The organism is Streptomyces sp. TP-A0874, assembly GCF_001748085.1.
Taxonomy (GTDB): Bacteria; Actinomycetota; Actinomycetes; order Streptomycetales; family Streptomycetaceae; genus Streptomyces.
In genome coordinates, this window is sequence record NZ_BBZK01000003.1 from 556879 (window position 1) to 570167 (window position 13289).

At 72.3% G+C, this 13289-nt stretch carries 11 protein-coding genes; 5 read left to right on the forward strand and 6 right to left on the reverse strand.

Annotated features, from left to right (window positions below; all coding sequences use genetic code 11):
* Positions 1 to 31: 31 nt before the first annotated feature.
* Complete coding sequence (locus BGP73_RS02255; protein WP_069811660.1) at positions 32 to 2761, forward strand: hypothetical protein; 2730 nt, start codon at positions 32 to 34, stop codon at positions 2759 to 2761.
* A gap of 9 nt (positions 2762 to 2770) precedes the next feature.
* On the opposite strand, the gene BGP73_RS02260 is transcribed toward BGP73_RS02255, so the two are convergent.
* On the reverse strand, positions 2771 to 3409 hold the full coding sequence (locus tag BGP73_RS02260) for a TetR family transcriptional regulator (protein WP_069811661.1): 639 nt from the start codon (positions 3407 to 3409) through the stop codon (positions 2771 to 2773).
* A gap of 232 nt (positions 3410 to 3641) precedes the next feature.
* On the opposite strand from BGP73_RS02260, the gene BGP73_RS02265 reads away from it, so the two are divergent.
* From BGP73_RS02265 to BGP73_RS02275, 3 genes are read left to right on the forward strand one after another with little or no spacing between them, the layout of a single operon-like run.
* Positions 3642 to 4997 carry a glycosyltransferase family 4 protein gene (locus tag BGP73_RS02265; protein WP_069811663.1) on the forward strand — a complete coding sequence of 452 codons (1356 nt, stop codon included), beginning with the start codon at positions 3642 to 3644 and terminating at the stop codon, positions 4995 to 4997.
* A gap of 48 nt (positions 4998 to 5045) precedes the next feature.
* Positions 5046 to 5804, forward strand: a complete 759-nt coding sequence (locus BGP73_RS02270) for a class I SAM-dependent methyltransferase (protein ID WP_069811665.1) — start codon at positions 5046 to 5048, stop codon at positions 5802 to 5804.
* Positions 5801 to 6877, forward strand: coding sequence for a prenyltransferase (locus BGP73_RS02275; RefSeq protein ID WP_069811667.1), 1077 nt, complete (start codon positions 5801 to 5803; stop codon positions 6875 to 6877). The genes BGP73_RS02270 and BGP73_RS02275 overlap by 4 nt, the downstream gene beginning before the upstream one ends.
* Positions 6878 to 6953: 76 nt before the next feature.
* On the opposite strand, the gene BGP73_RS02280 is transcribed toward BGP73_RS02275, so the two are convergent.
* The 3 genes from BGP73_RS02280 to BGP73_RS02290 form a co-directional block, all read right to left on the reverse strand.
* The gene (locus BGP73_RS02280) at positions 6954 to 7775 is read right to left on the reverse strand and encodes a DUF5336 domain-containing protein (protein WP_079127130.1); all 822 of its coding nucleotides are present in this window, start codon (positions 7773 to 7775) and stop codon (positions 6954 to 6956) included.
* Positions 7776 to 7964: 189 nt separating this feature from the next.
* On the reverse strand, positions 7965 to 8879 hold the full coding sequence (locus BGP73_RS02285) for an N-acetylmuramoyl-L-alanine amidase (RefSeq protein WP_069811669.1): 915 nt from the start codon (positions 8877 to 8879) through the stop codon (positions 7965 to 7967).
* Positions 8872 to 9540, reverse strand: a complete 669-nt coding sequence (locus tag BGP73_RS02290; RefSeq protein ID WP_069811671.1) for a class I SAM-dependent methyltransferase — start codon at positions 9538 to 9540, stop codon at positions 8872 to 8874. The genes BGP73_RS02285 and BGP73_RS02290 overlap by 8 nt, the downstream gene beginning before the upstream one ends.
* A gap of 912 nt (positions 9541 to 10452) precedes the next feature.
* Here BGP73_RS02290 and BGP73_RS02295 point away from each other — a divergent pair.
* Positions 10453 to 11262 carry an SDR family NAD(P)-dependent oxidoreductase gene (locus BGP73_RS02295; protein ID WP_069811673.1) on the forward strand — a complete coding sequence of 270 codons (810 nt, stop codon included), beginning with the start codon at positions 10453 to 10455 and terminating at the stop codon, positions 11260 to 11262.
* Positions 11263 to 11346: 84 nt separating this feature from the next.
* Here the strand turns inward: BGP73_RS02295 and BGP73_RS22950 are convergent, their stop codons facing one another.
* Positions 11347 to 11505: a hypothetical protein gene (locus BGP73_RS22950; protein WP_170837729.1), complete on the reverse strand. Its 159-nt coding sequence runs from the start codon at positions 11503 to 11505 to the stop codon at positions 11347 to 11349.
* 124 nt (positions 11506 to 11629) lie between these two features.
* Positions 11630 to 13024, reverse strand: coding sequence for a hypothetical protein (locus BGP73_RS02300; RefSeq protein WP_069811674.1), 1395 nt, complete (start codon positions 13022 to 13024; stop codon positions 11630 to 11632).
* Positions 13025 to 13289 lie beyond the last annotated feature (265 nt).

Here is a 13289-nt window from a genome sequence, read left to right on the forward strand (position 1 = left end):
ACGCCGATCCGGGAACCGAACGGGGGCAGGGATGACTGAGGACGGCCAACAGCCGGACCACGCTTCGATCGCCGCCCTGGAGAGCCTGTTCCGCGCCCTGCCGTCCCTGGCGGAGGACCGCGATGACAGCAGGTCCTGGAAAGGCGTGCCCCCGGTGGTGTTGGTCGCCGAACGGGAGGACCAGCGCCGCCACGTGCACAACCTCCTGTCCGACCTGCGGCAGGCGGTGAAGTACGGCGACACCGCTCGGATCCCCTGTGCCGCGCTGCTGCGAGAGCGGGGCTGGGCGGAGGACGAGACGGCCCGGGGGCCCGTACCGCTGCTCACCCCGGAGATCGCCCGCCAACTGCGCGTGAACTTCCCGGTGCGGCGAGGGCGCCTGCGACTGCCCGATTTCTCGCTTCTGCGGGACGTGGTCGAGTACCTGCTGCCCCGGTTGACGGCCGGTGAAGCCGGCCGGCGGGTGGAGCCCGAGGAGTCCCTGCGGGAGTACTGCTGGCGGAAGCGCCGCGACGAGAGCCTCCCGCTGCGGTTCCTCTGGGCCCTGAGCGGGCCGGAGGCTTCCGCTGATTTCCCGGCCGGATGGTTCGGTTACGTGCTGAGCGTCACCCTGCAGCCGATGCTGCGAACGCTGCCCTTCTGGCTGTGGTCGCGCGGCTGCAACAGGCGGTTGCTGCGGTCGAAGGAGCACGGCTGGTACGCGAAGCACCGAGGTCTCGGGCGCGGTCGTCGCAGAGCGGGGTTCTTCTTCGAGCACATCGAGAACAGCCTCAGCCGGCTGCGGGGAGGCGGTGAGACCGCGGTCCTGGAGGAGTGCGAGCGGTTGCTCCTGCTGGCCCTCCTCACCGATCTGCGCAGGGCGGTCAGGCCCTCGAAACTCTCCCCCTGGCGGCGGCGGAGAGCCTTCCGCCACCTGCTCCTGCTGGAACCCTCGGAGGAGCCGGACAGTTCCTTGGGTGTCGCCGAGGGACGGCGGTTCCTGGACATCTACCGGGAGGCCGTGCGGGAGACGGAGTGCGCCGCCACGGTGCTGCTCACCACCGCGCCGTCGCTGCCGCGCCCCGGCTCCGCCTCCGGAGCGTCCCCCGAACTGGGCGGGGTGGGGGAGCTGGAGCGGAAGTGCGGCCCGGTGTCCGGCGGTCTGGAACCGCTCTTCTTCAAGCTGCCGGAAGGCGGAGTCCCCGCCGCCTCGCCGGTGACCTCCGGTTTCGGCCTGGAGCCGCCGCTGGTCTCCCCGCTCGCCGAGGTGGTGCTGGAGGGCACGGCGCTGCTGGTCGTCGGCGCGCTCCTGGCGGGATGGTTGGTGCCCAAGGCGTTGGCGCCGCAGGACACCCGCTGTCTGGGCGGTACAGAATGGACATCGGGGCAGGTGCTGCCCGGCGCCGACCTGCCGGAGCACTTGTACGAGGAGGTGGAGCGGCGGATCGCCGACCAGAACCGACGGGTGGCGAAAGAGGCTCCCGAAGGTGCCACGGTCCTCACCGTCGCCTATCTCGGAGCCCAGGTGGCCGCCGAGGACAAGAACCCCTACCAGCTGTTCGACCCGGCGGTCCCCGAGATTCGGGGGATCGCGATCGCCCAGCAGGAGCTGAACGCGGACGCCTCGCGGGACCCGGAGAAGGTGTGGCTGCGGGTGGAGCGCTTCTCCGCGGGAACGCTCTTCGCGGACGCAGTCGAAGCCGCCCACGAGATCGTCGATTTCGCCGGCAAGCGCGAGGACTTCGTCGGGGTGGTGGGTTTCGCGCAGAGCCGGAAGGAGACCAAACAGGCGCTGGAGGTGCTCCAGGATCACGAGATATCGGTGGTGGGGACGACCGCGACCGCCAACGCTCTGTCCGATGGCGCCTTCTTCCGCCGGGTATCCCCGAACAACAGCCGCGAGACGGATATCGAAGCGGATTTCGCCAACCGGGCCAATATCGTCGAGTACGAGGACGGCAAGTGCGCCCCGGCCGAGGCCGCCGTGGTGGTGGAACAGCGGGGAGACCTCTACAGCGAGGAGATCGCGGGACTTTTCGCCGGCAAGTTCACCGCCAGCAGGCCGGGCCCGGGAAACGAGCCGACCGCCACCATCAGCCTGACCGGCGGTGGGAGCGACATCCACGACAAGGCGCACCAGGTGTGCGAGCTGGTGCAGCGGGAGCCGCGGACGGTCGTCTACTGGGCGGCGAGAGCGGCCGAGTTCAGTTCCTTCCTGGGGCACTTCAGTAAGGACACGCCGTGCGCCAACCTGCGGCTGAACGTGCTGAGCGGCAACGAACTCACCACCGCCGCACTCACCGGCGAGTACGACAACCCGTGGCTCCGTCTCTACCACGCGGCCCATGTGCTACCGGCCGTCGCCGAGACCGACAATTTCGTCGCCCAGAACTTCAACCACACCTACGCCAGCCAGTACGGCGAGGACGATCTCTGGCGGAGCGACGGGCGCGCCGCCCTGGCCTATGACGCGATGCAGGTGCTGGCCACCGCGGCCAACGACGTCAACCGACGCCACCGGCAGAAGCTCGGCAAGGAGGACCTGTCAGCGGTGCAGCAGGCGCTCACCGGCAAGATCCAGGTGCAGGGCGCCAGCGGCTACCTCGACTTCGACGGGGGAAGCCAGGTGTCCCGGGACAAGCCACTGGTCCTGCTGCACCACACCGAGGACGGCTCCGAGCCGGTGCTCGCCTGCGGCCAGTTCGCCCTGAACCGCCCGATGGGCGAGATGTGGGGGCCGGACGGACGCTACCCCTGCGTCCACGACGAGGTGTCCCCCTGATTCCCTGGATCAGCCATCCGCTCCGGCGGGCGCGGAAGAGCGCGCCCCGTCCGCGCCCAGCAGGCGGCAGACCGTCTCGATGTCGGCCTCCACCTGCTCCACCGAGGCCCGCCCCGCCAGCCAGGCGATGAGCGTCGAGTACCAGGTGTGCTCGATGACCCGGACGACGGAGAGCTGACCGGGCGTCGGGGAGCCGTCCGGTGCGACGGCGTCGAGCAGGATCGCCGTGGTCAGGCGGGAGACCCGGGCCACCTCCGAACTCGCCGAGCGGTCGGCGAAGGTGAGTGCCCGGAGCATCGCCTCGGCGAGCCCGGGCTCGCGCTGCAGGGCCTCGAACGCCCGCCGCAGGCTCTCCCCGGCCCGTGCCGCCGGGGTCGCACCGGCCGGAGGGTGCCGGCGCAGCCCCTCACGCATCCGCCGGAGCTGGTCCTCGAGGGTGGCGACCAGCAGATGGATCTTGGAGGGGAAGTAGCGGTAGAGGGTGCCGAGCGCCACCGCCGAGTCCTCGGCCACCTCGCGCATCTGCACTGCTTCGAAACCGCCGCGGCCCGCCAGCCGGACGCTGCTCTGGAGGATCCTTCGCCGACGTTCCTCCTGGCGCCTGGTCAAGGGTGAGGAGGTCGAACTCGGCTGGGCTTCGGTGGACATCGCTTCCCGTTCTCCGTGTCCGGGCTTACCTGGTCGTGACTCGCACCCCGCCGCCGGTCCGGCGACGGGCTCCGGGAAACCCCGGCCGTGGCGGGAATCACCTGGTGCAGGGGCTTTCGCCGGGACTACCTGCCGGTAGATTCGAAGTCTCCCAGACGATCAAGTCTGCAACTTGTTCTAGATTAGCGCCAGCGGTTACGCTCCGGCGGAACTTAGTGAGAAGGGGGCTTGAGTGACCGCTGAGGCCACGCAGTCAGCCGCACCCGGTCCTCCCGCGACACCCCAGGCCGCAGACGGCGGAAGACCGCTGCGCATCGCCCTGCTCACCTACAAGGGCAACCCCTACTGCGGCGGCCAAGGGGTCTACGTACGGCACCTCTCCCGCGAACTCGCCGGACTCGGCCACACCGTGGAGGTCATCGGCGCCCAGCCGTACCCGGTGCTGGACCGCGACGCCCACCCGGGTCGGGTGATCTTCACCCCGCTGCCGAGCCTTGACCTCTACCGGCAGCCCGACCCCTTCCGCACCCCCTCCCGCGGCGAGTACCGCGACTGGATCGACGGGCTCGAGGTGGCCACCATGTGGACCGGAGGGTTCCCGGAGCCGCTCACCTTCAGCCTCCGTGCCCGCCGTCATCTCGCCGCACGCCGGGGCGAGTTCGACGTCATCCACGACAACCAGACACTCGGCTACGGACTGCTCGACCGCGCCCGGATCGGCGCGCCGCTGGTCACCACCATCCACCACCCCATCACCGTCGACCGGCAGCTGGACCTCGACGCGGCCACGACCCGGAGTCGACGCGCCTCGGTGCGCCGCTGGTACGGCTTCACCAGGATGCAGAAGCGGGTCGCCCGACGGCTGCCCGCCGTCCTCACCGTCTCCGGCTCCTCCCGCCAGGAGATCGTCGACCACCTCGGTGTCCCGGAAGACCGCATCCACGTCGTCCATATCGGCGCCGACACCCGGCGCTTCGCCCCCGACCCCGCCGTGGCGGAGGTTCCCGGACGGATCGTCACCACCTCCAGTGCGGACGTCCCCCTCAAAGGGCTGGTCCACCTCGTCGAGGCGCTGGCCAAACTCCGTACCCAGTACCCGGAGGCGCACCTCGTGGTGGTGGGGAAGCGGACCGAGGACGGGCCGGTCGCGGCCGCCCTCGAACGGCACTCCCTCGAGGGAGCGGTGCGGTTCGTCAAGGGCATCAGCGACACCGAGCTCGCCGGCCTCGTCCGCAGCGCCCAGATCGCCTGCGTGCCCTCGCTCTACGAGGGCTTCTCACTACCCGCCGCCGAAGCCATGGCCACCGGCACCGCGCTGGTCGCCACCACCGGCGGCGCCATCCCCGAAGTGGCCGGGACCGACGGCGAGACCTGCTTGGCGGTGCCGCCCGGAGACGCCGAGGCCCTCGCCGCCGCCCTCGGCCGACTGCTCGACCCCGCCACCGGCCCCGAGCTGCGGCGACGACTCGGCCGGGCCGGACGGGAACGCGTACTGAGCCGCTTCACCTGGGAACAGGCCGCGCGCGGCACGGTGGCGCAGTACCGGCGCGCCATCGAAAGGCAGACGGGCGCCGTACGGACCGCCTGACCACCCCCTCCCGGCCGGAACCACCCTGAGTTGAGAGGCAGAACAGCCTTGCTGACCGTCGACTTCTCCCGCTTCCCGCTCGCCCCGGGCGACCGTGTACTCGACCTGGGCTGCGGTGCCGGCAGGCACGCCTTCGAGTGCTACCGGCGCGGGGCGCAAGTGGTCGCCCTGGACCGGAACGGCACGGAGATCCGTGAGGTCGCCGGCTGGTTCGCCGCCATGAAGGAAGCAGGCGAAGCGCCGCCGGGAGCCACCGCCACCGCCATGGAGGGCGACGCGCTGGCCCTGCCGTTCCCCGACGACACCTTCGACGTCGTGATCATCTCCGAGGTCATGGAGCACATCCCGGACGACAAGGGCGTCCTCGCCGAGATGGTCCGGGTGCTCCGACCCGGCGGCCGGATCGCGGTGACCGTCCCCCGGTACGGCCCGGAGCGCGTCTGCTGGGCGCTCTCCGACGCCTACCACGAGGTGGAGGGCGGCCACATCCGTATCTACCGCGCCGACGAACTGCTCGCGAAACTGCGGGCAGCCGGGCTCCGGCCGTACGGCACCCACCACGCCCACGGGCTGCACTCGCCCTACTGGTGGCTCAAGTGCGCCTTCGGGGTCGACAACGACCGGGCCCTGCCGGTGCGCGCCTACCACAAGCTGCTGGTCTGGGACATCATGAAGAAACCGCTGGCCACCAGGGTGGCCGAGCGGGCCCTCGACCCGCTGATCGGCAAGAGCTTCGTCGCCTACGCCACCAAGCCGCATCCGCCCTCCGCCAACCCGCTGCCGACCGTCGGCGGAGGAGGGGCATGACCGCCCCGGGGCACACCGAACGCCTCGTGCTCCCCGGTGTCCTCACCGCCGAGCAGGCCGCCCGCACGGTCGACGGCATCCTGGCCGTCCAGCGCGACGACGGGGCCATACCGTGGTTCCGCGGACACCACCTCGACCCCTGGGACCACACAGAGGCGGCCATGGCGCTGGACGCCGCCGGCGAACACCGCCGCGCCGAGGCCGCCTACCACTGGCTCGCCCGACACCAACTGGCCGACGGCTCCTGGTACGCGGCCTACGCGGACGGGGCGGCGGACGCACCGACCGATCGCGCCCGGGAGAGCAACTTCTGCGCCTACGTGGCCGTCGGCAGCTGGCACCACTACCTCTCCACCGGCGACGACACCTTCCTCGACCGGATGTGGCCGACCGTCCACGCCGCCATCGAGTTCGTCCTCACCCTCCAGCAACCCGGTGGGCAGATCGGCTGGAAACGCGACTCCCCGGAAACCGGCGGCGCCCACCACCCCGAGGCCCTGCTCACCGGATGCTCCTCGATCTACCAGGCGCTGCGCTGCGCCATGGCCATCGCCGAGCAGCGTGGCGAGCCCCAGCCCGACTGGGAGTTGGCCGCGGGCCTGCTCGGCCACGCCATCCGCCGCCATCCGGAGCGCTTCCTCGACAAGAGCCGCTACTCGATGGACTGGTACTACCCGGTGCTCGGCGGCGCCCTGACCGGGCCCGCCGCCACCGAACGGATCGAGGAGGGCTGGGAGCGCTTCGTCGTACCGGGCCTGGGAGTGCGCTGCGTGGTGCCCAACCCGTGGGTGACCGGCGGGGAGAGCGCCGAGCTGGCCCTGGCGCTCTGGGCGGCCGGCCAGTCCGAACGAGCGGTGGACATCCTCCGCTGGATCGGCCACCTCAGGTCCGAGAACGGCATGTACTGGACCGGTTACGTCTACGAGGACGGCGCCGTCTGGCCGGAGGAGCAGACCTCCTGGACGGCCGCCGCGCTGCTGCTCGCCGTGGCCGCCCTCGGTGGCGACGAGGCGACCACCGAGGTGTTCGGCGGCGGCAGGCTGCCGCGGGGCCTCGAACCGGACTGCTGCTGACCGCCGGGGCCGCGGTGTTCGAACGCGTCGGCCCCCGCCTCAGGCGGGGGCCGACGGGGGTTGCGGAGAGCTGCTGTCAGCCGCGCTGGATACCGCTGGTGTCCTGGAGGACACCACGACGGCCGTCCTGGGTCTGGGCGACGAGCGCGGCACCGCGCTGCTCGACCGCCAGGTACCAGGTGCCCGGCGTCAGTTCCGCGATCGGCGAGCCGGAACCGTCCTCGGGGAACAGCGGGCGGGCGACCGGCACAGCGAACCAGAACGGGGCGAAGTCGCCTCCGGCGGGCTGGGCCTGACCAGCCGGAGCCTGACCCGGCTGGGCCTGGCCGGGCTGGGCCTGCCCCGGCTGCGGCTGGCCGCCATAGGGCTGCTGGGCGCCGTAGGGCTGACCGCCCTGCGGTCCGCCGGGGTAGCCGTAGCCCTGACCGGGGCCGGCGCCGTAAGGGCCGGGAACGGCCTGCGGGCCGGCCTGGTTGACCAGCGGAGCCTGCAGCGCCGGCACCGCCGCAGCCGCGACGACACCTCCGGCCAGCAGGAGCGCGGCGAGCAGACCGAGGATCTGACCGGCCCCCGCGTCGACGCTCCCGCCACCGAGGATGGTCCACAGCGCCGTCCAGGCGGCGAACAGGGAGAGGGCCGTCCCCCACTGCTCCAGGCTGATCCCCAGTACCTTCCGCGCCGGTACGAAGCGGGAACCGACGATCAGCGCGGCCGCGATGATCCCGGCGAGGAATATCGACGGCAGCGCCGGGAACGTCTTCGTGCTCCACGCGCTGGGGGAGCTGCAGTAACGGCCGCAGTCGCCCAGGTCGTAGAAATTGAGGAAGGAGGCGATCAACAGCAGCACCGCTGCTGTTATCACCACACCGTCTCCTCGGGTGAGGGAGCGGATGTTCACGTGAGAATCCTTAAATGATGTGGTCGAGTTGTCGTGTTACTGTCGCCGAAAACGCAGCGGTGCGAGCCGGAGGACGATCCCCCATCGTACGGACGGACCTCCCGCCGCGGCTCCTGGGGGGCGCACCGGTCCCCGAAATCACTGTTTCCCCCATATCCCCCTGTCGTTACGCCTTCTTGACGCGGACGATCAGCTCTCCGACGTCAGGTAGCTCTCAACGCCCGTGTAGATCCCCCGCGCCGCCCTGCTCCGCCACTCGGCGTCCCTCAGCAGCGCCGCATCCTCGGTGTCGCGCATGTTGCCGCATTCGATGAACACCTTGGGTACCCGGGACAGGTTGAGGCCGCCGAGATCGGAGCGTACATCCAAGCCCGTACCCTCGCCGATGTAGTTGGACGGACTGCTGCCGGTCGCCTGCAGGAACCGGCCGGCGACGCGCTCGCCGAGCTCCCGCGAGCGGTCCACGATCGCCGAGGTGTCCGCCGCGCCGTCCCGCACCGCCTCCGGCAGGATCACGTGGAACCCGCGGTCACCCTCGGCCGAGCCGTCGGCGTGTATGGAGACGGCGGCGTCGGCGTGCGCCCGGTTCCCGATCTCGGCCCGCTCGTCCACACACGGTCCGTAGGGCCGGTCGCCGTCGTGGGTGAGCACCACCTTCGCGCCCTGCTCCTCGAGCAACGTGCGGACGCGCCGGGAGACGTCGAGGGTGAAATCCGCCTCCGCGTACCCGGAGTCGGTCGCCGTTCCGGTGGTGTCGCACTCCTTGCGGCCCGTCCCGATCCCCACCTGACGGGCGATCTCCTCGGTAGGACGCCGGTTCCCCGGATTGTGGCCGGGATCGACGACCACCACCTTGCCGGCCAGCGGACCGCGCTCCGGGCGACCACTCCCGCCGCCGGCACCGTCCGCGCCGCGGTCACCGGCCGAACCGCCCGGCGTCGCACCGCCCTGGGGCGAGAGCGGTGACGGCGAGCCGCCGTGGGACTCCGTCGGTGACGACAGGAGCAGCCACCCGACGACACAGAGCGGCGCCAGGAACGCGGGCACGGCCACCCAGCTCTTCCGGGACCGGCTCCGGACCGGGGAGGCACCGCCATCACTCACGGCCCTGATCGTACTGCCACCCCGACCGCCGCAGAACGCGCAGTGAGCCGGCGGCCGCGACCTCGGTGAACACCCCGGAACCCAGCGCCCGGCGGTAGATCCGGTACGGGGCCTGCCCGCCGTCGGCCGGATCGGCGAACACGTCATGGATGACCAGGAACCCGCCGGGCGCGAGATGCGGCGCCCAGCCCTCGTAGTCCGCGGCGGCGTGCTCGTCGGTGTGGCCCCCGTCCACGAACACCAGAGCGAGCTGAGTGCTCCAGTGGGCCGCGACCCGCGGGGAGCGTCCGACGACCGCGATGACGTGGTCCTCCAGCCCCGCCGCGTGCAGCGTCCGGCGGAAGGTGGGCAGGGTGTCCATACGCCCCGTCGCCGGATCCACCAGGGAGGGGTCGTGGTACTCCCAGCCCGGCTGCTGCTCCTCGGAACCGCGGTGGTGGTCGACGGTCACCGCCACGGTGCCCGCGTCCCGGGCTGCGGCGGCCAGCAGCACCGTGGAGCGTCCGCAGTACGTGCCGACCTCCAGCAGCGGCAGACCGAGCTCCGCCGCGGCCACGGCCGCCCGGTACAGGACGAGGCCCTCGTCGGTCGGCATGAAGCCCTTCGCGGCCTCGAACGCCGCCAGTACGTCGGGGTGGGGTCGGGTGCTCGTCTGCGTCATCGGTCGTCGGTTCTCTCTGCCCTGGGTGTCGCGTGGTCTCGCCGCCCGCCGCCCGGTGACGGCGGGCGGTACCCGGCGACCATAGTCACCCCCATGGCGAGGCCGACCGGGTGCGCCCCTCCGCCCGGGGCGGACCGGGGACGGCAGGCGGGGCCGTCGCGGACGACCCGGCCACGGCCGCGGTGGGCGAAAAGCCGATCAGCGGCGGCAAGCCGGTGATCGCGGGTAGGTTCTCGGCGTGTCTGCTCGGCCTCGGGAGGGCTACCTCCTGGGCGAGCGGTTCGACGTCGGACCGCTCGCGGCACGGCTGTGGGGCACCACCCTCCGCCGGCCGCGCGCAGTCGTCGTGGTTGGCGGCCCCGCACACCCCGTGGACGCCACTCGACGTTCGCCGCTCGCCGGGGACAGCGCCCGCGAGGGCCGTGCCCGAGCCGGACACGAGGGCTGTGCCCGGCTCGAGAGAGGGGAGAGGTGTCCGGCACGGAGCAGGCCGACACACAGGAGACCAGCCGGCAGAGAGGAATCCCGCTATGCCGCACGATCTGAACGACTGCGACCACGAATGGGTCGGCTGGAGCGGCAAGATCCGCTGCCGCAAGTGCGGGGCGACCCAGGGCTGAGCGGGCCGCCGAGGGTGGCACAGGAGGCCGTGCGGGAGGCCGAAGCGGACCGCGTGCGCCGTCGGAAGCGCGCCTGAGCCGGAGGTCGCCGCGGAATGCCGGACCACGCGCTCGCGGGCCGGAGACGGGGAGCCGCGCCGGAACGGCGGTACCGGCCGCTCCGAACGCTTACGAGCCCCGGCCGGTCCCGCCCACCGCCCCGCCGTGCCCGTAGGCTGACGCCGGCCGCCCCTGCGGGCAGCGGGTCGCGGCAGCAGTGGACCGGGAAGCACCGAAGAAGGGGAGACGAACCATGGCCGAGCCAGCCCGGGGACAGCCGGCCGCCGCCGAGCAGCCGCCGTTTCCCCGAACCGGCCGACGGGTGCTGGTCAGCGGCGCCTCACGCGGCCTGGGGCGGGCGGTGGCGCAGGTTTTCGCCGACAACGGGGACCAGGTGGCCGTGCACTACGGGTCCCGACGGGAAGAGGCCGGCGCGACGCTCGCCGCGCTGAGCGGAGGCGGGCATGTGCTGCTCCAGGCCGACCTCTCCGACCCCGCGCAGGCGGCCGAACTCGTCGCGGCGGCGGAGGCGGCGCTGGGCGGCGTCGACGTCCTGGTGAACAACGCCGCGGTGAACACCCCGCACCCGCCCGCGGACACCGGGTTCGCCGACTGGGTGGACGGCTGGCAGCGGCATGTGGAGGTCAACCTGCTGGGTACGGCCCATCTCAGCCATCAGGCGGCCCGGCGGATGGTCGCCAGGGGGAGCGGCGGTCGGATCGTCAACATCGGCTCCCGGGGCGCGTTCCGAGGCGAGCCCGACCACCCCGCCTACGCGGCGACCAAGGCCGCGGTGCATGCCCTCGGCCAGTCCCTGGCCGTGGCGCTGGCGCCGCACCGCATCGCCGTCTCCTCCGTCGCGCCCGGGTTCATCGACACCGACCGGGTCGCCCACCGGTTGGTGGGCGCCGAGGGTGAGGCGATCCGAGCGCAGAGCCCCTACGGGAGGGTGGCGGAGCCCGAGGAGATCGCCGCCGCGGTGCTGTGGCTGGCCTCCCCGGAAGCGGAATGGAGCTCCGGGACCGTGCTCGACCTCAACGGCGCTTCGTACCTGAGAACCTGACCGGCCCGAGCCGGCGGCCCTGGACTGACCGGGTTGAGAACCCGACCAGCCGACAGCCGGACCGGCCCGAGGGCCTGCCCTGACTCAGGACTCCTGCCGCTCCTCGGTCGGCCTGCGGTGCTTGCCCGTGGTCGGGCCCGGCGTCTCGTCGACCGAGGCCGGTCCCCGGTGCTTGCCCGAACCCGCCGGCACGGACGCCTCCTCGGGGTGCCTGGAGGTCGAGTCGATTCGGACTTCGGACATGTCGAACGTCACTCCGTGGAAATAGCTCGCTGTACGCCTCTGCCCGGGGACATGGGCAGCATCGGGAGGCAGATGGCCGGGCTCAGCCGCGCGGCCTGATCGCGAGTCTAACGGGGCCGACCGATCACGCTCCAGCTGATTCGACCGGTGTCGCCGGTGTGTCGAGCGGTGCCTGCTGCAAGGGCATCGGATGGTGCGGCACAACCGGTCCAGCGGGCGGAGCGGATGGTTCGGCGGCCTCCTCGCGCTCGGCTCGTAGCCGCTCCCGGCCCTCGGCCCGAGGGGGTTCCGCGGACGGCTTCATCGGGACGCGCGGGGTGAAGAGCGGAGCGGAGGAGCGCGGGGAACGCGGCGAACGCGGCTGGAAGGAAGCCGGAAAGCGGACGAACGGCCGGGGTGAGGACCGGGGCGACGGCGCGGGGCGGCCGCCACCGGTGGCCGGCCGGGGGTCCTCGGCCCGCTCCGGGGCGTCCCGGACCGCGGTCGCCCGGGCCAGACCACAGGGCACCTCGGCGGTCGTGTAGGGCAACCGCAGCTCCCCCTCCGCCGTCCACAGACCCGCGCCCGGCAACCAGCCCTCGGGGGCCGTGAACTGGCGCAACCGACCCTCCGCCGGCCGCCAGACACCGACCCGGCGGCAGTCCGGGCCGCCGATACGCAGCGCCACCGCGCAGCTCTCCGGGGTGAGCGGCCGCTCGGGCTGGATGGCGAACGGGGTCACCGCCGCCGCCTGTTCCGGCCGGCCGGTGAACTCCAGCGACCTGGGGAAACGCACCGGCAAGGAGCTGCCGAGCACACCCCAGCCCAGCCGGTCGTCCCCCGGTGCGTTGGAGCGGACGATCAGCAGGCCGCTCTCCGGGTCGGCCATCAGCAGCCGGTCGTCGCTCTTCTCGGCGATCTGGAGCAGCGGGCTGAGTTCGCCGCGCCGGTACAGGTCCACCGTGACGGTCTTCGTCCGCCCGTCGATCTCCTGGTCCACGGCGAGCAGCTGTCCCGTCCGGTCCAGCCAGACTCCGCCGGTGCAGTGTCCGGGAAGTTCGGCGATGTGCTCCGGGCCGCCGCCGCCACCGTGCACCATCCAGAGTCCGGTCGACTCCGCCCCGGCACCGGAGCGCTTGGATCCGTGGTGCGCGAGCGCGTAGGCGCGCTGGCCGTCCGGGGCGGGGGGCAGCAGCGTCAGCCGCTCGCACTCCAGGCCGCCCAGCGGCACCTCGCCGGTGCCCGGGCCGGTCGGGTAGAGCAGGGAGAACAACTGCCGTTCGTCCTTGCTCCGGTGGATCAGCACCCGTCCGTCGGCCAGCGGCAGCACCTCGCTGCCGGGCTCCTCGGGGCGGTCGCCGGGGAGCCGCACCACGTAGGGCTCGGGGCCGTTCAGCGTCCAGCGCTCCGGGAGCCGGCCACCGGCCTCGTCCCGGCACGGGGCCAGCCGAGCTGCGTAGGAGCCGTCCGCGGTGATGGTGAACGCCCCGGGGGACTCCGTGCCGTGGTCCACGGCGGTTTCGATGGCACAGGCCGTCATGAATCGCACCTCCGCCGGGCAAACTAGTTTCCACGTTTCCTGCCGAACCACGTAGCTGGCTACGCTTCACGCATATGGGTGTAACTGTCCCCAATCCGCTGGGGACGGAGCGGCGGATGTGCTTCACCGCAGGACCGGCCGGCCGGCGGAGAACCGTTCCGCCGCCCCCCGCCGCCGGACCGCGGTCGGAAGGGGCCGAGAGCACCCGGACCAGGAGGGCGGAGCAGCGACACTCGCCCGCGCGGTGGACAGGTAGCCTTTGTCG

Bases quoted from the DNA above. Each gene is read 5' to 3' on its own strand.
- BGP73_RS02275 (WP_069811667.1), top strand. From the start codon at position 5,801: ATGACCGCCCCGGGGCACACCGAACGCCTCGTGCTCCCCGGTGTCCTC.
- BGP73_RS02260 (WP_069811661.1), bottom strand. From the start codon at position 3,409: ATGTCCACCGAAGCCCAGCCGAGTTCGACCTCCTCACCCTTGACCAGG.
- BGP73_RS02300 (WP_069811674.1), bottom strand. From the start codon at position 13,024: ATGACGGCCTGTGCCATCGAAACCGCCGTGGACCACGGCACGGAGTCC.
- BGP73_RS02255 (WP_069811660.1), top strand. From the start codon at position 32: ATGACTGAGGACGGCCAACAGCCGGACCACGCTTCGATCGCCGCCCTG.
- BGP73_RS22950 (WP_170837729.1), bottom strand. From the start codon at position 11,505: ATGTCCGAAGTCCGAATCGACTCGACCTCCAGGCACCCCGAGGAGGCG.
- BGP73_RS02290 (WP_069811671.1), bottom strand. From the start codon at position 9,540: ATGACGCAGACGAGCACCCGACCCCACCCCGACGTACTGGCGGCGTTC.
- BGP73_RS02295 (WP_069811673.1), top strand. From the start codon at position 10,453: ATGGCCGAGCCAGCCCGGGGACAGCCGGCCGCCGCCGAGCAGCCGCCG.